This window comes from Stenotrophomonas sp. 78350_Sma, from assembly GCF_056482105.1.
Genome location: NZ_CM151182.1, coordinates 276172 through 294180 on the forward strand (window position 1 = coordinate 276172; position 18009 = coordinate 294180).

Consider the following 18009-nt stretch of genomic DNA (forward strand, 5'->3'; position numbering starts at 1 on the left):
CGCCGGTGATCCAACCTTGCCGCTTTAGCTCAGTTGGTAGAGCAACTGTCTTGTAAACAGTAGGTCATCCGTTCGATTCGGATAAGCGGCACCATCAAGCAACTGTCGTTGTGCCCGCACAGCCGCGGCACGGTCGTTGGTCGAGCATTGCTCCCTGTCGCGTCTTCTTCCTTCTTTCGTTGCTGATCTGCCATTTGGCGCGCGATCCATGGCTGTGCATTTCCCAGAGCGAGTTCCTCATGGTTGAAAGGGTGTAGCCGGTAGGCTACAGTCCTCCATGAAGATCCAGCGTACCCGTCAGTTCGCGACATGGATTGACGCTCTCAAGGACGTAACCGCACGCGCTCGCATCCTGGCCCGCATCGGTCGGCTCAGCGAAGGCCATCTGGGCGATCACCGCTATCTGGCCGATGGCGTTTCCGAACTGCGCATCGATGTGGGACCAGGTTACCGCGTGTACTACACCCAGCGCGGCAGGCAGTGGGTGATTCTGCTGGCTGGCGGCGACAAGGGTTCACAGCAACGCGATATCGAGAAGGCCAAAGAGATTGCGCGTGCCCTGTAAGCGTCGAACGGGCTGTAGGTGAAACGACTCAATACCGAAGTACAGGAGCTGTCCCATCATGGCCACCAAGAAGAAAGTCGAACTCAAAGCATTTGATGTGGCCGAGCACCTTCGCACACCGCAGGAGATGGCGGCCTATCTCGATGCCTGCATCGAAGAAAGCGATGGCGATTCTGCGTTCATTGCCAAGGCACTTGGCGATATCGCGCGCGCCCAGGGCATGAGCAAGGTCGCGCGTGCGGCAGGCCTGTCGCGGGAGAGCCTGTATCGCGCACTGTCGGGCGAGCGCAGCCCTGATTTTGCGACCATCCTCAAAGTGACCCGCGCCTTGGGTGTACGCCTGCATGCCAGCGCAGCATAAGCACACGCGCCGATCTTGATATGTCAGCACGGCGCCGGTGGCGAAGGCGGTGGAACGAACATGAAAAAACCGCCTTTCGGCGGCTTCTTCGTACGAAGCCGGTGAGTCAGCTCAATGCATGACGTGGGCAGATTCTTCGATCAACGCCGCTGACACTGCCAACGCAGCCTCAGCTACGTACCTGCAACGCCACATACTCCGCCAGCCCCCCGGCAGGCCAGCATCAACCCTTCGCGCGCACCGTCGCCGATATCGTCCTTCTCTTCCCCATCCACGCGAACGCGCTCATTGGCGTGGTGCAGCTCCAGCAGCGACACCAAACCCACCGCGGCACGATCCCTGCGCGCGGCGGCGACCGCTTGGCCGGGCGTGCTTGACGACCCCTGCCACGGCTGTCCATCGGCGGCGTCACCGGCCCGGATGCGCTGCAGGCATCCGGGCAGGTTGATCGGCGCGGGCGCCTCGTTCGCGGCAGCGAACGCAGCTTCCAACGGCTGCGCCAGTTCGGGAGGCAGGCGCAGGGCAGCCTCGCCCAGGGTGGCGGTCAGGTACGGGTGATGGGCCTTGGGCATGCGGGCATCCTCGTCAGGAACAGAGGTGCCACCCGAAGAGGGTGGCGGGCGATGCGTGGCTTCCAAGACCGGGTCAACGAATCGGCGGGCACGAGGCCCCCACGCACCGCCCGCCGTCGATCGGCGAACGGACTGCCAGCCGGCGCCGTACTTGGGAGGACGACGCCGGCTGGCAAGCGTATACATCGTTGACAACACGGGCTTGGAAGTCCCGGCCACCCTTGCAGGTGGCGATTCATCATGCGCACGTGAAATCACCGCCTGCCAGTCGTTTGTTTCGATGGCATCGGGTGATCCAAAAGGAAAAATGAATTATCGCGTTTGGCCCATTTCGAGCATCGCAATGCCAGAAGCGACATTTCGCGCGGGGCTGCAACCAACGATGAATCCTGGTGCGTCATTGCTGTTGCACGGCCCGTCATGACCCAGGAAGTAAAGCTGGCTTGACTTCCCCGGCAGGGCTTCCAGAACACCCTGCCAGACATGAATCCCCACGCGCGCTACCCGGATCTTGATATTCCTCACGGACAGCCCGCAGCGCTCCACCGCATACTGGCGCCACACGCCCATCCTGGGCCCCTTCGGGATCCGCTCATGCGTCGCCATGCCCTGTCGCTCACCGTCGCACTGTTGTCCACCGCTTTCGCTACTCCGGCCATGGCCGCCGTGCCGTTCTTCAACGCCAGCTGCCCGGGCGGCATCGATGTGCACGCCGACGATGGCGGGCCGGTCTACGTGCAGGGCCGCGAGGCCACGCTGAAGCGCTTCAATGACCGCTATTTCGAAGCACGCGATGCCAACAGTGGCATCACGCTGTCGATCAGCAGCAACGAGGACGGCACGCCGCAGATCAGCTACACCGGACGAGGCGGCGCCAATGGCATCTGCCAGGTCAGCGGCGGCGGTGCACCGGTGGCGGGCGAGCGGCACGACCACCGCCGCCACGATGACAGTGACGATGAAGGTGCGGCGCTGCCGCGCGAAGTCACCTGCGAGTCCACCGACCAGCGCCAGGTGTCGTGCGAGATGGACACGCGCGGCAACGTGGAAGTCGCTCGCCAGATCAGCCACACCCGCTGCGAGCAGGGCCAGAACTGGGGCCTGTCGCGGCATTCGGTGTGGGTCAATGGCGGGTGCCGGGCGGTGTTCCGCAATACCTCGCGAATGTCGTATTCAGCCCCAACTGGTGACAGCGCGCTGGGCGCCTGCAACCTGCGCAAGGGCGCGCAGGGCGCGGTGGTGACCCAGGTGCCGGTGGGCAGCGACTACCAAGAGCTGATCATTGATTACCCCGATGGCCGCTACCTGTGCATGATGCGCAACAATGGCGAAGTGCAGAGCGTGACCCCGCTGCGCCGCCGCGGGGGTTGAGTTCGCCGCACCCGCCGTCCTATGGTGGCCGCCCGTACTTCCGTCTGGCAGCAACTTCATGTCCCATCTTCTGGCCAAGGCCGCTGAGAAGCAGGACCTCGACCGTATCGACGCCCTGCTGGATGCTGGTGCCGATATCGAGTGGCAGCACAAGGGTACTGGACGCACTCCGTTGCTTTCGGCCGTAATCGCAGGGAAGAAGGACGCAGTGGTGCGGCTGCTGGATCGCGGTGCCAACATCCAGCATTCCTGCAGTGCACTTGGCTACACCGCGCTGAGTTGGGCTGCAGAGCGAGGCAATGTTGAGATCGGGCGCCTCTTGATCGAGCGCGGTGCCTCGGTGAACACCGCTTCGCCGAAGTCGCGGCACACGCCGCTGATGTTGGCATCTTCAGGTGGGCATCTAACGATGGTCGAGCTTCTGCTGGACCGCGGTGCCGCTGTGGAACCACTGGATTTTTCTGGACGCAATGCGCTGGTGATGGCTGACGCCCGCAACCACGCAGATGTGGTGGTGCATTTGAAGGCGGCAGGTGCACAGCTCCCGCCCGCCCAGGTAGAAGCGCCACCACTGGAGTGGCCCCAGCCCGACGCCGGAGGTGAGCCCGCGTCGGTGGTGCGTGGATACTTGTTGGCTTATCACGAGTGGGAAACGCGTGGCTACAAGGATTCCCGTGCCGGCGGCAGACTTCTGCTCAGCTCGGGCTTCCAACAGGAGAAAGCGGACATCCTTGCCGCCTGGTGTACCAACCGCAAACGGGTCTATTCGACCGGCGTTTCGGTCGGGAACCCCCCGCGGTACGTACCGGAGGATCTCTTGGTGTCAGTTGCGATGCCGACGGTCTCGAGGGCCGAGGTGCTGGTACGCGACGACCCTCAGAAGGCGCGTTCCCTTCGTTACGAACATCTGTTCGTACTCAAGCGTATGGGTGGGCGGTGGCGGATCGACCTGCGGAAGAAGCGTGTGTTCCACATCGAGACCTGGGCGGCAGCCATCCTCTAGTGTGAAAGGACCCTGGACACGAACCCCGCCCTGCTGCACCGCCGCGAGTGGTGTCACATCCCTCTGGCTAGACTGTGCTTCTTTTTCGTTCGCAGGAGGCACCCATGGCCCATCCCATCTCCGTATCCCTGATTGGCGTTCCCACCGATGTAGGTGCGGGCCATCGCGGTGCACGGCTGGGGCCGGAAGCGCTGCGCGTGGCCGGCCTGCCGGAGGCGCTGGAGGCGCGCGGGGTGGACGTACGCGACCTGGGCAACCTGGATGGTCCGCGTAACCCGTGGACCGCACCGGTGGAAGGCTACCGCCACCTGGATGAAGTGGTGGCGTGGAACCACGCGCTGATGGAAGCCAGCTACGCCGAACTGCAGGCCGGCCGCATGCCGATCATGCTCGGTGGCGACCACTGCCTGGGCATCGGTTCGATCACTGCCGTGGCACGCTGGTGCCGCGAGCAGGGCAAGACCCTGCGCGTGCTGTGGCTGGATGCGCATTCGGACTTCAACACCAGCGACGTGACCCCGTCGGGCAACATCCACGGCATGCCGGTGGCCTGCCTGTGCGGCCTTGGCCCCGATGCGTTGACCCGCCTCGGTGGCACCGTGCCTGCGATCACCCCGGCGCAGATGCACCAGATCGGCATCCGCTCGGTGGACCCGGACGAGAAGCGCCTGATCAAGACCCACAAGGTGGATGTCTATGACATGCGCTACATCGACGAGAACGGCATGAAGCGCACCGTGGAGGCGGCGCTGGCCGGCATCGACGAGAACACCCACCTGCATGTCAGCTTCGATGTGGACTTCCTCGACCCGAGCATCGCGCCGGGCGTCGGCACCACGGTGCCGGGCGGGGTGAACTACCGCGAGGCGCAGCTGGTGATGGAGATGATCGCCGACACCGGGCGCATGGGCTCGCTGGACATCGTTGAACTCAACCCCTTGCTGGACAAGCAGAATGCCACCGCCGAACTGGCCGTGGACCTGGTCGAAAGCCTGTTCGGCAAGTCCACCCTGATGCGCGATTGACGGCTCCGCCTGAACGGATCTCTGATCCGTTCACGCCCGCTCCACGCCCCTGCCGCCAGATTGCACTTCACGCGGCGGCAGTGGCATTGGCTTCTTCCGCCGAGCGACCGAACCCCATCCGCGAATGAAGCGGTATAGCGGCGAACCCAAGGAGAAGCCCATGAAGCGCGTTGTTGCCCTGATGCTGTTGTCGATGTTCTCGGTGGCCCTGCTGGCCGGTTGCAACACCGTTGCCGGTGCCGGCAAGGACGTGCAGAAGGCTGGCGAGAAGGTTGAGGATGCCGCCAAGGGCCGTTGAGCCTGAAGTGGAACGGAAAGCGAAAAAGGCCGGGGACTTCCCCCGGCCTTTTTTGTTGCGCGTCTTCTGCAGCGCATGTGTCGAAGCGTAGTGAACCATTCAAGCAGGTGAGCATCTATTTCATTGCCGGTTGACCGGCACTCAACAGCCGCCGCGCGAAGCTGGGGCCACGGTAAGAACGCCGTTGCAGCCGAGGATTCCCAGCAATGAACAAAGACATCATTTCCGGCAAGTGGTCGCAGCTGAAGGGCAAGGCCCAGGCCAAGTGGGGCGATCTGACCAACGACGACTTCGATGTGGCCGAAGGCAATGCCGAGTATCTGGCCGGTCGCCTGCAGGAACGTTATGGCTGGGCCAAGGACCGCGCCGAGAAGGAAGTGCGTGAGTTCCAGGACAGCGTGAGCAAGGACTACCCGGACTACAAGTAAGCGCTACGGTTTCCCCCACAGCACAACGCCCGCACCGTGAGGTTGCGGGCGTTGTGCTGTCTGGACGGGCGATCAGCGCGCTGGCGGGTCCGGCACGTAGCGGTTGGGGAACGCCTGTGGTTCGCGCGGCAGGCGCGACGGCGAATCCACCAGGATGCCGCGTGCGCGCAGGTTGCGGGCGCTGTCGTAACGCAGCTGCAGAACCTGCGCCGGGCTGCGGCTGGCGCGTTCGAAGTCGGTATCGCGCACCGAGGACTGCTCGCGTGCGCCGTGGCCGGTACCCAGCGCCGGCGCCTGCGACTTGCTGGCGTAACCCTCGATACGGCTGGCACTGGCATCGGCCGCTGCTTCGGCCGCCGGGGCGGGTGCTGGCAGGCCACGGCGCAGGATCGGCTGCGGGTACCAACGGCGGGCTTCCTCGAACACCGCCACGCCGACCACACCGATGTTGTCCGGGCGACCAGTGCGGCTGGCATAGCTGCCGCTGGGGCTGCTGAACACGAACTGCGCCACTTCGTCCTGGCTCTTGCGCCAGCCGGTGATGTCGGCGCGCTGGCCGGGGTTGAGCACGTAGCCGGTCTGCGAGGGATCGGCATCTTCGCCGGAGATGGCGTTGATGCCGTCCACCGACAGCACCACCAGCACCCGGCGCGGGCTGTCGTTGTACAGGCGCACGGCGTAGCGGTGGCCGCGCTCACCGGCCACCCAACGCTGGCCCTCGGCGGGGTAGCTGCGCAGTTCGGTGCCGCGGTCGCGGTCGACCAGGGCCATGCGCACCGGGCCGCCCGTGTACACCGGTGGCGGGGGTGGGGCCGGGCGGAAACCGGCCAGGGGCAGGATCAGCAGCAGGGGCAGCAGGCGTTTCATCGGGCGTCTCCAGCGGGGTTGCGTGAATGAACGCGCCGCAGGCCCTGACGGGGTTGGTGGCGTGCAAGGTAAACTGGCCCCGTTCATCGAAGGTTACCCCACGCAGTCATGACGACCCGAGTCCTTACCGGCATCACCCCCTCCGGCACGCCCCACCTGGGCAACTACGTTGGCGCCATCCGTCCGGCCATCGCCGCCAGCCGCGCTCCGGGGATCGAGAGCTTCTTCTTCCTGGCCGACCTGCACAGCCTGATCAAGTCCCAGGACCCGCAGCGCACCCAGCGCGCGACCCTGGAGATCGCGGCCAGCTGGCTGGCCTGCGGCCTGGACCCGGAACACGTGTGGTTCTACCGCCAGAGCGACATCCGCGAGACCACCGAGCTGATGTGGTTCCTGACCGCCATCGCCAGCAAGGGCATCCTCAACCGCGCGCACGCCTACAAGGCGGCGGTGGACAAGAACCGCGAGGAAGGCGTGGACGAGGACGCAGGCGTCAGCGCCGGCCTGTTCATGTATCCGGTGCTGATGGCCGCCGACATCCTCATCTTCAAGGCCAACCAGGTACCGGTGGGCCGTGACCAGATCCAGCACATCGAGATGGCGCGCGATTTCGCCCAGCGCTTCAACCACGTGTACGGCAAGGAGTACTTCCCGCTGCCGGACGTGGTGATCGACGAGCAGGTGGCGACGCTGGCGGGCCTGGATGGCCGCAAGATGAGCAAGAGCTACCACAACACCATTCCGCTGTTCGTGCCGCGCGAGGAGCTGAAGAAACTGGTGTTCTCGATCCTGACCGACTCGCGCACACCCGGCGAGCCGAAGGACACCGAAGGCTCGGCGCTGTTCCAGATGTACCAGGCCTTCGCCACCCCGGAACAGACGGCGGAATTCGCAAAGGCGTTCGCCGCCGGCATCAGCTGGGGCGATGCCAAGCAGCAGCTGTTCGAGCGCATCGACAGCGAGCTTGCACCGCTGCGCGAGCGCTACAACGCGCTGATGGCCGAGCCGGAGAAGATTGAAGCGCTGCTCAAGCGCCGTGGCCAGCAGCTGCGCGAGCAGCTGGCGGCACCGCTGCTGGACGAGCTGCGTCATGCCGTGGGCCTGCGTGACCTGTCCACTGCGGGCGATATCGCCAGCGAGGATGCCGGCGTTGCCCGCGTGGCACCACCACTGTTCAAGCAGTACCGCGAAAAGGACGGCCGCTTCTACTTCAAGCTGACCGCCGGTGACGGCACGCTGCTGATCCAGAGCGAAGGCTTCGATTCGCCGCGCGATGCCGGCCAGTTGATCGCGGTGATCAAGCAGGCCGAGCAGGGCGATCAGCTGCAGAGCGAGCTGTTCAAGCTGGACGCCGAAGTGGACGCGGTGCTGGCGGCCCTGGCGGTGCTGCGCGCCGAATGACGGGTAGTGCCGGCCGCTGGCCGGCAAGGGCACGGGACATGCCGGCCAGCGGCCGGCACTACCAGGGCATTGCGCCCATGGCATGATGCCCACGCGCCTCAGGCGCGATGACATGGAGTCTGCGATGGCCTGGTTGTCGCTGCTGCTGTTCCTGCCTTGGTTCCTGCTGCTGGGCAGCCTGTACTGGCTGTTCCCGCGCCAGCCGCGCACCGCGCGGCGGCGCCTGTTCGATACCACCACCTTGGTGCTGGCCTTCGCCCTGAGCATCGTGTCGATGCTGTGGGGCTTCCGCATCGGCGTGGTGCAGCCCGGCGCCGGCCCGATCTGGCCACAGGTGCTGGCGGTGCTGTACGCCTACGGCGCGTTCCTGGCGGTGCTGGTGCTGGCGTTGCTGCTGCGGCCGCGCTGGTTGGACCGGTAGCGCCGGCCGCTGGCCGGCAACCTCGGGGTAGCCAGTTGAATGCAGTTGCCGGCCAGCGGCCGGCACTACCCGACCAAAGCCGCATCGAACCCGGGCCGCCCGCGCGCCTACCATGGAGGTCTGTTCCCGATCCTGCCAGGTGCGTGCCGATGACCGCCGACCCCAGCATCCACACCATCGATACCGGCTTCCAGCGTCCTGATTTCGACGCGGCCTACCTGATCGTTGAAAACGGTCGCGCGGCCTTCGTCGACTGCGGCACCGGGCTGTCAGTGCCGGCCATGCTGCAGGCGCTGGCGGACGCCGGCCTGGGTGTGGACGCGGTCGACTGGCTGCTGCTGACCCACGTGCACCTGGACCACGCCGGCGGCGCTGGCCTGCTGATGCAGCAGCTGCCGAACGCAAAGGCGGTGCTGCACCCGCGCGGTGCGCCGCACATGATCGACCCGGCCCGGCTGATTGCCGGTGCGACCGCCGTTTATGGTGCCGAGGAAATCGCCCGCAGCTATGGTCGCATCGAGGCGATTCCGGAGCAGCGCGTGGTGGTGGCTGAAGACGGCCACCGCATCGACCTGGCCGGCCGCGAGCTGTTGCTGCTGCACACACCGGGTCACGCGCTGCACCACTACTGCGTGTGGGATGCGCGCAGCCGCAGCTGGTTCACTGGCGATACGTTTGGCATCTCCTACCGCGAGCTGGACAGTGCGCAGGGCGCTTTCATCTTCCCGACCTCGTCGCCGGTGCAGTTCGATCCGGAGGCGATGAAGGTCTCGATCCGGCGCATGCTCGATTACACGCCGCAGGCGATGTACCTGACCCACTACGGACGTGTGGAGCAAGTGGAGAAACTGGCCAACGACCTGTTCGAACAGATCGATGCGATGGCGACCATCGGCCGCCAGTGCGATGGTCGGCCGGACCGCCACCGCTGCTTGCTGGCCGCGTTGCAGGCGCTGTACCTGGAGCGTGCGCAACAGCATGGCTGTGCGCTGGACCAGGCGGCGGTGACCGCCGTGCTGTCGATGGACATCGAGCTGAACGCACAGGGCCTGGCCTGCTGGCTGGACCGCATCCGTCGGTAGATCCACGCCATGCGTGGATGACGCAAGTCCACGCTGCACCGCGATGTCACGACCACGTTACACTCTGGTGACTTCCAAGCCTGCCGTGGTACTGCCGTGAATCCGATGCGCGTGTTGCTGCTGTCGTCCTGCCTGTTCGTCGGTGGCCTGGCCCATGCGGCCAACGACCTGCCGGGTGGCGGCATCGATCCGCAGGCACTGTCGCGGCACGTGCGTGTACTGGCGTCGGATGAATTCGAGGGCCGCGCGCCGGCCACCGAGGGCGAAGAGCGCACGGTGCAGTACCTGATCGAGCAGTTCCGCAGCTATGGCCTGCAGCCGGGCGGCGTGGACGGCAGCTGGGTGCAGCCGGTGCCGCTGGTGCGCGCCCAGCTGGATGGTGCGGCCAAGGCCAGCCTGTCGCTGAAGCAGGGCAAGCGCGCGCTGGCCAACGGTGTGGACGTGACCCTGCAGAGCCTGCAGCCGCGCAAGCGCGTGCAGATCAAGGATGCGCCGCTGGTGTTCGTCGGCTATGGCATCGACGCCCCGGAACGCCACTGGAACGACTACAAGGACGTGGACCTGCACGGCAAGATCGCCGTCGTGCTGATCAATGACGCCGATTTCGAGGCCGATACACCGGGCGCGTTCGATGGCAAGGCGGTGACCTACTACGGCCGCTGGACCTACAAATTCGAGGAAGCCGCACGCCGTGGTGCCGAAGGCGTGCTGATCGTGCACGAGACCGCGCCGGCTGCGTATGGCTGGGCCACGGTGAAGAGCTCGGGCACCTCGCCGCTGTTCGACATCGAGCGCGGCCAGGCCGAAGCAATGGCCCAGCACACGCCGCTGCGCGGCTGGATGCAGCGCGAGCTGGCCGAGGCGATCTTCGCCGACGCTGGCCTCGACTTCGATGCCGAGAAGCGCAAGGCGATGCGTGCCGACTTCCGCCCGGTGGCACTGGACAACGCGAAGCTGAGCGTGGATCTGGCGCTCAAGCGCGAGCAGGTGGTGACCCGCAACGTGGTGGCCAAGCTGCCCGGTGGAGAACATGCTGACGAGGCCGTGATCTTCTCCGCGCACTGGGATGCGTTCGGTATCGGCCAGGCCGATGCCAAGGGCGACCGCATCCGACGTGGTGCGATCGACAACGCCACCGGCGTGGCCACGGTGCTGGAACTGGGCCGCGTATTCGCCGCCGGCCCGCAGCCGCAGCGCACGCTGTACTTCGTGGCCCTCACCGCCGAAGAGAAGGGCCTGCTGGGCGCCAGCTACTACGCCGCGCACCCGCTGGCGCCGTTGGACAAGACCGCTGCGGTGCTGAACATCGAGATGTTCAGCCCGGATGGCGCGACCCGTGACATCGCCTCGTGGGGCAAGGGCCGGGTCTCGCTGGAAGGCGATCTGGAACGCGTGGCCAAGGCCCGCGGCCGCAGCTACAGCCCGGACCCGAACCTGGAGGCCGGCTTCTTCTACCGTGCCGACCACTTCGCCTTCGCCCGTCTGGGCGTGCCGGCGATCACCATCGGCCCGGGCCTGGACAAGCTGGACGGCGGTGTTGAAGCCGGCCGCGCGCTGCGCGAGAAGTACTTCGCCGACTGCTACCACCAGGCCTGCGATGCCTGGACCCCGAGCTGGGACCCGAGCGGCCACGCCGCTGACACCCTGCTGGTCTACGATCTGGGTGCCGAGCTGGCCAACAGCCGCCGCTGGCCGACGTGGGAAAAGGAATCGGAGTTCCGCAGCACGCGGGACAAGAGCGAATCCGCCCGCCGCTGACGGGGTAGTGCCGGCCGCTGGCCGGCAACCTCATGAACCTTCCGAAAGAATGTGGCGTTGCCGGCCAGCGGCCGGCACTACCGCTCGGCTGCGGCCAGCGTTGCCGCGATCCACATCCGTGGGATGGCGGGAAACGCAGCGGCCACCGGCATTGCACCGGTGGCCGCGATCACTGCAGCGCCCTTACTTGCGGGTGCCGTCGAGCCAGTTCGGGCCCTTGTTGGTCAGGAAGAAGATGTAGACCACCAGCGAGACCGCGATCGTTGCGGTGACGTAGATGGCGAACCAGTCGACATGGCCGGTCTTCAGTGCGCCCTGGTACAGCAGCGGGGCGGTGCCACCGAACAGCGAGTTGGCCAGTGCGTAACCCAGGCCCACGCCCAGTGCACGCACGTGGGTGGGGAACAGTTCGGCCTTCACCACCGCGTTGATCGAGGTGTAGCCGGTGAGGATGACGAAGGCCAGTGCCAGGGTCAGGAACGCCAGGGTGGCGTCATGCTGGTGCGGCAGCTGGGTGATCAGGTACCAGCTGTACAGCACGCCGCCGACGCCGAAGAACACCAGCAGAGTCTTGCGGCCGATGATGTCCGACAGCCAGCCACCCACCGGTTGCAGCACCATCAGGAACGCCAGCACGCCCAGGTTGATCAGGGTGCCGGTCATCGGGTCGTTGCCGGCGAAGGCGCTCTGGATCATCTTCGGGCCGTTCACCGAATAGGTGTAGAAGGCCACGGTGCCACCGGCGGTGATCAGGAAGCACAGCAGCAGCGGACGCCACTGGTGCACGAACAGTTCGTACATCGAACCGGACTTCTTTGCCTTGCCCTCGCGTGCGGCCTCGATCGACGATTCTTCCATCGTTTCGTCCATGCCCCGGCGCAGCCAGAACACCACCACCGCGGCGATGCCACCGATACCGAAGGCGATGCGCCAGCCCCACTCGGAGATCTCCGGCTTGCCCCAGAAGGTCAGCATCAGCAGCAGGGTCAGCTGGGCCAGCACATGGCCGCCGACCAGGGTGACGTAGTGGAAGGAAGACAGGAAGCCGCGACGGCCGGGAATGGCGGCCTCGGACATGTAGGTGGCGCTGGCACCGTACTCGCCGCCCGTGGCGAAGCCCTGCAGCAGGCGTGCGAACAGCAGGATCACGGCGGCCCAGATGCCGATGCTGGCGGCGGTAGGGGTGATGGCGATCAGGAACGAGCACAGCGCCATCAGCGTGACCGAGACTGTCAGTGCCAGGCGGCGGCCGTGGCGGTCGGCGAAGCGGCCGAAGAACCAGGCACCGATCGGGCGCATCAGGAAGGTCGCGGCGAAGATCGCCCACACGTACATGGTGGAGTTCTTGTCGTCCGGCGAGAAGAACTGCGATTCGAAGTACACGGCGAACACCGAGTACACGTAGACGTCATACCACTCCACCAGGTTGCCGGCGGAGCCTTTGAGGGTGTTGGAGATCGACCGCCGCAGGGCGGCGCGGTCGTTTGCGGGTACGGCAGGTTGGGACGTGGTGCTCATCTGGGTGGGAATCCTCGATGCGGCGCGTCCGTGCGCAGGGAAAACGGCGCCCGGCCTTGGGGCGGCGCGGCCGGGCAGCCCTCTTGGTACTGCATCGGCCGTCAACACGGGGTAGCAGACCAGAGCAGGGTGCATGGATGGATGACAGCGTGCCACCGTCCGGGGTCCCGGACCATACTCAAAACGTCCTAGAATCCGCCTTCCCCCGGCTCCCTGGTGTGTCATGTCGGCTCCCCCTTCTTCGTCTGCGGCTGCCCCCCGGGGTGGCCTTGTCGCGCTGGCATTGCTGCTGGTCTATGTGGTCTGGGGCTCGACCTACCTGGGCATCGCCAAGGCCCTGCACGGCGGCGCGCTGCCGCTGACGATGGTTTCCGGCAGCCGGTTCATCATTGCCGGTGGCCTGATGTTCCTGGCCTTGCGCCTGTTCTGGAAGATGCCGAACCCGACCCTGCGGCAGTGGCGCAACCTGGTGGTGATGGGCGTGACCATGCTGGTGCTGGGCAACGGCATGGTAGTGCTGGCCGAGCGTGAGGTGTCCTCGGGCCTGGCGGCCACCGCGGTGGCCTCGGTGCCGCTGTGGATGGCGCTGTTCTCGGCGCTGCGCGGCCAGCACGCCAGCAAGGGTGAATGGCTGGGCATCGCGGTCGGCTTTGCCGGCGTGGTCTGGCTCAATGCCGGCAGCAGCCTGACCGCCTCGCCGACCGGGCTGGTGCTGCTGCTGATCGCGCCGATCGGCTGGGCCTTCGGTTCGGTGTGGTCACGTGGCCTGGACCTGCCGGGCCCGTTCATGACCGCCGCTGGGCAGATGATCTGCGGTGGCGTGCTGCTGGTGCTGATCGGCCTGGCGGTTGGCGAGCGCCCGACCACGCTGCCCGATGCCGGCGGCCTGCTGGCGATGGCCTACCTGTGCGTGTTCGGTTCCATCGTCGCGTTCACCGCCTATGTGTGGCTGTTGCAGAACGTGCGCCCGGCGCTGGCCGGCAGCTATGCGTACGTCAATCCGGTGATTGCCGTGCTGCTGGGTGCTGCATTGAATGGTGAACGCTTTGGATGGCGGGACTTCCTCGCCATGGCGGTGATTCTTCTGGGTGTGGTGGTACTGACAATGGCAAGGACACGAAAGAAATGAGCATGGACGAGAAAGAACAACGCCGGGGCCTGCTGGTCACTGCCTCCACCTTCGTGATCTGGGGGTTGGTGCCGGTGTACTGGCACCTGCTCAACGAGGTGCCCTCGTTCCAGATCATCGCCCACCGCATCATCTGGAGCACCGTGATGGTGCTGGGCTGGCTGCTGATCAGCTCGCGCCTGGGCTGGTGGCAGAAGATCGCCGCGCAGCCGCGCGCGTTGCCGATCCTGCTGGTGTCGAGCCTGACCATCGCCTTCAACTGGGGCCTGTACATCTGGGCGGTCAATGCAGGCCACGTCATCGAAACCAGCCTGGGCTACTTCATCAACCCGCTGGTGAACGTGCTGCTGGGCGTGTTGGTACTGAAGGAGCGCCTGCGCCGCCTGCAGTGGGTGGCGGTGGCGATGGCAGCGGTGGGCGTGGCCTGGCTGACCATCGACGCGGGTACGCCACCGTGGATCGCGCTGGGCCTGGCCTGTTCGTTCGGCCTGTATGGCCTGCTGCGCAAGCTGGTCTCGGTCGACCCGGTGGCCGGCCTGGGCGTGGAGAGCCTGTACCTGTTCCTGCCGGCGCTGGCGTTTGCGATCTGGGCCGAGAATGGCCATGGCGGCGCGTTCTTCCACGGCTGGGGCTGGCGCAATGACCTGCTGCTGATCTTCGGTGGCGCAGTGACCGCAGTGCCGCTGATCGGCTTCGCGTACGGCGTGAAGCGCATTCCGCTGTCGCTGGTCGGCATCCTGCAGTACATCGCGCCGAGCCTGCAGCTGCTGCTTGGGGTGTTCTTCTTCCACGAAGCGTTCGATACCGCCAAGGCGATCGGTTTCGCCGCGATCTGGGCCGGCCTGATCCTGTTCGTCGGCGACAACATCCGCACGATGCGCGCCAAGCGCTAGCGCCGGGCCAGTTCGACTGATACGTGTGCAAAAAAAGAGCGGCGCCCCGAGGGGCGCCGCTCTGCTTCCATCCACAGCCAGGAGAGAGTTGGCTGTGGCGGGAACGCGGTTGCAGGCTTAGAAGCGCTGCTGGTACTTCATGTACATGAAACGACCGATGTCGAAGCCACCGTAGTAGGTGAAGCTGCTGTTCGGCTGGCTGTACATGATCGGACCCTGGTGGTCGAAGACGTTGTTCACGCCCAGCGACACGGTGCCGTCCCACGGCAGGCTGTAACGCACCTGCAGGTCGTGGAAGGTGTTGGAGCCCACCTTGCGGCTTGGCTGCGCATCGGTGTACGGCGAGACGAAGCCGGCCACGTTGCAGTCCGGGCCACCGGCCAGGTCATACGAGCAGGCTTCCTTCATGCCCGAGTAGTAGCGGGCGGTCCAGCCGATGCCCAGGTCGCCGTACTGCCAATCCAGGTTGAAGGTCGAACGCACGCGGAAGTTGCCCTGCCAGCCGGTCTTCTGCTCCACCGGCGTGGTGGCGGCGCTGTCGTTGCGCTGCTCCAGGTAGTCGGTGTAGGTGGTGTTCCAGGTGGCGGCAAAGCGGCCGAACGAGGTTTCCGGCAGGCGGTAACGCAGGCTGAAGTCGTAGCCGGCAGTTTCGCGGTAGCCCGCATTGACCAGCGATCGGTCCAGCGACGTCACCTGGCCCAGCGTCTTGGCGCTGGTGGAACGGGTGAAGCGGCCGCAGGCCGAATCCACGCCCTGCACGTAGCACTGGTTGAGGATGTCGGTGGCCGACTCACCCACGATCGCGTTGTCGATGCGGATCTTCCACCAGTCCAGGCTGACGTCCAGGCCCGGCACGAACTCGGGGCTGTACACCAGGCCCACGGTCCAGGTCTTGGCGGTTTCCGGCTTCAGGTTCGCGTTGGAACCGGAGTCGAAATCGGCGATGCCCTGCTGGCCCGGACGGTTGGCGACGTTGCCTTCCGACGCGGTCTGCTGGCGGAAGTTCGCCGGCACCTTCAGCGCCTGGCAGCGTGCGGCCACGGTCGAGCTGCTGGCAGCGATGCCGAACGAGGTATCGCACGGATCGGTGAACGAATCACGGCTCTTCACCGCACCGCCGTACAGGTCGTCCACGGTCGGCGCACGGAAGCCGGTGCCATAGGTCGCACGCACCAGCAGGCTGTCGATCGGCTTCCACTTCAGGCCGAACTTGCTGTTGGTGGTCGAACCGAAGGTGTTGTAGTCGGTGTAGCGGCCGGCCAGGTCCAGCGACAGCTCACGTGCAAACGGCATGTCGGCCAGCAGCGGTACCTGCAGTTCCAGGTAGACCTCGTTGAGCGAGTAGTCGCCACGGGTCGGCTGGCCGGTGGTGCCGGCGATCTGGCCCTTCTGCACCATCAGGTCCGGGGTGTAGCTGGCTTCTTCGCTGCGGTGCTCGAAGCCCATCGCGGCCATCACGTCGCCGGCCGGCAGGGTGAACACCGAACCGGAGATGTTGGCGCTGGCGACCTTGGTGGTGCTCTTCATCTTGTCGACGAAGCGGGTGAACAGGTAGTCCTGCACGTCCTGGTTGCTCAGCGAGCCCGGGCCCGCATAGCCCATCGGCGCGGCCGGGTTCCACGGCACGCAGCCGGCGATCACCGCGCCCGGGGTGCCGCAGCGTGCCACGGTGCCATCCATGAAGGACGGGCCGACCGCCAGGTCGACGTGCGGCTGGTACATGCTGCCGGTACCAATACGCTCGCCTTCATTGCGGTTGTACATGTAGCTGACGTTCCAGTCCCAGTAACGCGAACCGGTTTCGAAGCTGCCTTCCAGGCCGATGCTGGCGCGCTTGGTGTCCAGGTTGTTCTCGGTCGCACGCGGCATTTCTTCGGTGCGGTGGGAGAACAGCACGTCCTCGCCCCAGTGGTTGAACGCGCTGTCCTTGGACAGGGCAGCACGGGAACCGTTGCGGGCCTGCGCGGTGGATACCGAGTAGGGGTAGCCGGCCAGGTGCTTGGTCGACTCGCGCTTGCTGTACAGCGCGTCGGCCACGATGCGCAGGTCATCGGTGATCGAGAAGCCACCGTTGGCGAACACCGAAGTGCGCTCCAGGCCGCTCAGCAGGCTCATGTTGGTCTTGGTGTTGGCACCATCGGCCGGATTGGGCGTGTGGAAGTTGCCCTTCTGGCTCGGGTCGCCGCCCGGGCCCACGGTCAGCGACTTGCCACCGACGGTGACGCTGCCCCACTGCGTGGTCTGGTTCAGTGCCTTGACGTCGTCGGGATGGCGCGGGCCACCCGGGTAACGGCTGAACTCGCGCTCGCTGCCGAGGATCTCGTCTTCCTTGGTGCGCTCGGCGCCGACGCTGAACCAGCCGCGGTCGAACGTCTTGCCGAAGGTGGCGCTGTAGGAGCGCTTCTGGCCGTCGCCTTCACCGTACTGGCCGACGTAGACGCTGGCTTCGCCACCGTCGAAGTTCTTCCGGGTGATGATGTTGACCACACCGGCGATGGCGTCCGAGCCGTACAGCGCGGATGCGCCGTCGGTCAGCACTTCAACGCGCTCGACGATGGCCGAGGGAATCGAAGCCAGGTCGGAGTAGCCACCGGCGCTGACGCCCATGCGGCGGCCGTCGATCAGCACCAGGCTGCGTTCCGGGCCGAGGTTGCGCAGGCTGACGTACGTGCCGCCAAAGTCGCGCGAAGAACTCAGCGACGACGAGCGGCTCAGGCTCGGTGCGCCGGCGGCGGTGACGTCCTGCAGGATGTCGGCGACGTTGATGTAACCCTTCTTCTCGATCTCGGCGCGGCTGAGCGCGACGACCGGCTGTGCGGTCTCGACACTGGCCTGGCGGATGCGGGAGCCGGTGATTTCGATGCGGTCGAGGTTGGTCGGGGTATCGCCGGCGCTCTGTGCGAAGGCGGGGGTGGTGCAGCTGGCGGCCAGCGCGATGACGATCGCGTTGCGCAGCGGATTGGTTTTCAGGGACATCCGTGAAATCTCGTGTTTCAGGAAAAACAAGCGCCCGTTCTATGGACGCGTGGGGTGCTGCAAACCAACGTGGGGGGCGCGATTCTAGAATGTTTCCATTCGTAACTGTTTGCCTCTGCGCCGCGGATGGGCGCGAAAATGAATCGCAACCAACAATCCACAGATGGGATGTGCGCAACGTCACGCGCGTTGCGTCTGCGATGGGCAGAGGCATCGGTAACGGCGGATTTTCGGCAATCTGTAGGCGCGCGTGTGCGCCGGCATCCATCCACGCCATGCGTGGATGACGCGCAAAAGAAAAGGGACGGAGCCTTCGCTCCGTCCCCTGCGCAATGCGCGTT

The 18009-nt window shown here is 65.8% G+C and carries 16 protein-coding genes, 1 tRNA gene and 1 pseudogene; 14 read left to right on the plus strand and 4 right to left on the minus strand.

The features are described 5' to 3' along the window. Positions 1–18 precede the first annotated feature (18 nt). The 3 genes from ACZK4H_RS01180 (at position 19) to ACZK4H_RS01190 (ending at position 926) form a co-directional block, all read left to right on the plus strand. Positions 19–94, plus strand: a tRNA-Thr gene (locus tag ACZK4H_RS01180). Positions 95–277: 183 nt separating this feature from the next. Next, positions 278–565, plus strand: coding sequence for a type II toxin-antitoxin system RelE/ParE family toxin (locus ACZK4H_RS01185; protein WP_099551515.1), 288 nt, complete (start codon positions 278–280; stop codon positions 563–565). A gap of 58 nt (positions 566–623) precedes the next feature. Continuing rightward, on the plus strand, positions 624–926 hold the full coding sequence (locus tag ACZK4H_RS01190; protein WP_099551514.1) for an addiction module antidote protein: 303 nt from the start codon (positions 624–626) through the stop codon (positions 924–926). A 169-nt stretch (positions 927–1095) separates the two neighbouring features. Here the strand turns inward: ACZK4H_RS01190 and ACZK4H_RS01195 are convergent. Continuing rightward, positions 1096–1498 (minus strand): annotated as a pseudogene (locus tag ACZK4H_RS01195) (hypothetical protein). A 594-nt stretch (positions 1499–2092) separates the two neighbouring features. Between ACZK4H_RS01195 and ACZK4H_RS01200 the strand changes: the two are divergent. The 5 genes from ACZK4H_RS01200 to ACZK4H_RS01220 all read left to right on the plus strand — a co-directional run bounded on the left by ACZK4H_RS01200 (position 2093) and on the right by ACZK4H_RS01220 (position 5623). Continuing rightward, positions 2093–2869 (plus strand): DUF3011 domain-containing protein, encoded by a 777-nt coding sequence (locus tag ACZK4H_RS01200; RefSeq protein ID WP_099551512.1) that lies wholly within the window; start codon positions 2093–2095, stop codon positions 2867–2869. Positions 2870–2927: 58 nt separating this feature from the next. Then, on the plus strand, positions 2928–3872 hold the full coding sequence (locus ACZK4H_RS01205; protein ID WP_099551511.1) for an ankyrin repeat domain-containing protein: 945 nt from the start codon (positions 2928–2930) through the stop codon (positions 3870–3872). 104 nt (positions 3873–3976) lie between these two features. Further along, positions 3977–4897, plus strand: a complete 921-nt coding sequence (gene rocF / locus ACZK4H_RS01210) for an arginase (protein WP_094001609.1) — start codon at positions 3977–3979, stop codon at positions 4895–4897. 160 nt (positions 4898–5057) lie between these two features. Next, the gene (locus ACZK4H_RS01215; RefSeq protein WP_005407710.1) at positions 5058–5195 is read left to right on the plus strand and encodes an entericidin A/B family lipoprotein; all 138 of its coding nucleotides are present in this window, start codon (positions 5058–5060) and stop codon (positions 5193–5195) included. 206 nt (positions 5196–5401) lie between these two features. Next, a complete protein-coding gene (locus ACZK4H_RS01220; protein WP_004137109.1) occupies positions 5402–5623 on the plus strand; it encodes a CsbD family protein in 222 nt (73 codons plus the stop codon). A gap of 72 nt (positions 5624–5695) precedes the next feature. Here ACZK4H_RS01220 and ACZK4H_RS01225 read toward each other — a convergent pair whose 3' ends face one another. After that, the gene (locus tag ACZK4H_RS01225) at positions 5696–6490 is read right to left on the minus strand and encodes a hypothetical protein (RefSeq protein ID WP_099551510.1); all 795 of its coding nucleotides are present in this window, start codon (positions 6488–6490) and stop codon (positions 5696–5698) included. A gap of 108 nt (positions 6491–6598) precedes the next feature. Between ACZK4H_RS01225 and ACZK4H_RS01230 the strand changes: the two genes are divergently transcribed. From ACZK4H_RS01230 to ACZK4H_RS01245, 4 genes are all read left to right on the plus strand, one after another. After that, entirely contained in the window at positions 6599–7891 is a 1293-nt protein-coding gene (locus ACZK4H_RS01230) for a tryptophan--tRNA ligase (protein WP_099551509.1), read from the plus strand. A gap of 124 nt (positions 7892–8015) precedes the next feature. After that, positions 8016–8312 carry a hypothetical protein gene (locus ACZK4H_RS01235; protein WP_099551508.1) on the plus strand — a complete coding sequence of 99 codons (297 nt, stop codon included), beginning with the start codon at positions 8016–8018 and terminating at the stop codon, positions 8310–8312. Between the two features lie 149 nt (positions 8313–8461). Next, on the plus strand, positions 8462–9394 hold the full coding sequence (locus tag ACZK4H_RS01240; RefSeq protein WP_099551507.1) for an MBL fold metallo-hydrolase: 933 nt from the start codon (positions 8462–8464) through the stop codon (positions 9392–9394). Between the two features lie 105 nt (positions 9395–9499). Then, positions 9500–11152, plus strand: a complete 1653-nt coding sequence (locus ACZK4H_RS01245; RefSeq protein ID WP_099551506.1) for a M28 family metallopeptidase — start codon at positions 9500–9502, stop codon at positions 11150–11152. 183 nt (positions 11153–11335) lie between these two features. Here the strand turns inward: ACZK4H_RS01245 and ACZK4H_RS01250 are convergent, their stop codons facing one another. Next, the gene (locus ACZK4H_RS01250) at positions 11336–12670 is read right to left on the minus strand and encodes an MFS transporter (protein ID WP_099551505.1); all 1335 of its coding nucleotides are present in this window, start codon (positions 12668–12670) and stop codon (positions 11336–11338) included. A 223-nt stretch (positions 12671–12893) separates the two neighbouring features. Here ACZK4H_RS01250 and yedA point away from each other — a divergent pair, with 223 nt between their 5' ends. Together yedA and rarD are read left to right on the plus strand one after the other, a co-directional pair. Then, positions 12894–13799, plus strand: a complete 906-nt coding sequence (yedA, locus tag ACZK4H_RS01255; RefSeq protein WP_099551504.1) for a drug/metabolite exporter YedA — start codon at positions 12894–12896, stop codon at positions 13797–13799. Continuing rightward, a complete protein-coding gene (gene rarD / locus ACZK4H_RS01260; RefSeq protein WP_099551503.1) occupies positions 13796–14692 on the plus strand; it encodes an EamA family transporter RarD in 897 nt (298 codons plus the stop codon). The genes yedA and rarD overlap by 4 nt, the downstream gene beginning before the upstream one ends. 117 nt (positions 14693–14809) lie before the next feature. On the opposite strand, the gene ACZK4H_RS01265 is transcribed toward rarD, so the two are convergent. Next, positions 14810–17668, minus strand: coding sequence for a TonB-dependent receptor plug domain-containing protein (locus tag ACZK4H_RS01265; RefSeq protein ID WP_099551502.1), 2859 nt, complete (start codon positions 17666–17668; stop codon positions 14810–14812). Between the last annotated feature and the right edge of the window lie 341 nt (positions 17669–18009).

Bases quoted from the DNA above. Each gene is read 5' to 3' on its own strand.
- ACZK4H_RS01220 (WP_004137109.1), top strand. From the start codon at position 5,402: ATGAACAAAGACATCATTTCCGGCAAGTGGTCGCAGCTGAAGGGCAAG.
- ACZK4H_RS01185 (WP_099551515.1), top strand. From the start codon at position 278: ATGAAGATCCAGCGTACCCGTCAGTTCGCGACATGGATTGACGCTCTC.
- ACZK4H_RS01205 (WP_099551511.1), top strand. From the start codon at position 2,928: ATGTCCCATCTTCTGGCCAAGGCCGCTGAGAAGCAGGACCTCGACCGT.
- yedA (WP_099551504.1), top strand. From the start codon at position 12,894: ATGTCGGCTCCCCCTTCTTCGTCTGCGGCTGCCCCCCGGGGTGGCCTT.
- rarD (WP_099551503.1), top strand. From the start codon at position 13,796: ATGAGCATGGACGAGAAAGAACAACGCCGGGGCCTGCTGGTCACTGCC.
- ACZK4H_RS01230 (WP_099551509.1), top strand. From the start codon at position 6,599: ATGACGACCCGAGTCCTTACCGGCATCACCCCCTCCGGCACGCCCCAC.
- ACZK4H_RS01240 (WP_099551507.1), top strand. From the start codon at position 8,462: ATGACCGCCGACCCCAGCATCCACACCATCGATACCGGCTTCCAGCGT.
- ACZK4H_RS01225 (WP_099551510.1), bottom strand. From the start codon at position 6,490: ATGAAACGCCTGCTGCCCCTGCTGCTGATCCTGCCCCTGGCCGGTTTC.
- ACZK4H_RS01190 (WP_099551514.1), top strand. From the start codon at position 624: ATGGCCACCAAGAAGAAAGTCGAACTCAAAGCATTTGATGTGGCCGAG.
- ACZK4H_RS01250 (WP_099551505.1), bottom strand. From the start codon at position 12,670: ATGAGCACCACGTCCCAACCTGCCGTACCCGCAAACGACCGCGCCGCC.
- rocF (WP_094001609.1), top strand. From the start codon at position 3,977: ATGGCCCATCCCATCTCCGTATCCCTGATTGGCGTTCCCACCGATGTA.
- ACZK4H_RS01200 (WP_099551512.1), top strand. From the start codon at position 2,093: ATGCGTCGCCATGCCCTGTCGCTCACCGTCGCACTGTTGTCCACCGCT.
- ACZK4H_RS01235 (WP_099551508.1), top strand. From the start codon at position 8,016: ATGGCCTGGTTGTCGCTGCTGCTGTTCCTGCCTTGGTTCCTGCTGCTG.
- ACZK4H_RS01265 (WP_099551502.1), bottom strand. From the start codon at position 17,668: ATGTCCCTGAAAACCAATCCGCTGCGCAACGCGATCGTCATCGCGCTG.
- ACZK4H_RS01245 (WP_099551506.1), top strand. From the start codon at position 9,500: ATGCGCGTGTTGCTGCTGTCGTCCTGCCTGTTCGTCGGTGGCCTGGCC.
- ACZK4H_RS01215 (WP_005407710.1), top strand. From the start codon at position 5,058: ATGAAGCGCGTTGTTGCCCTGATGCTGTTGTCGATGTTCTCGGTGGCC.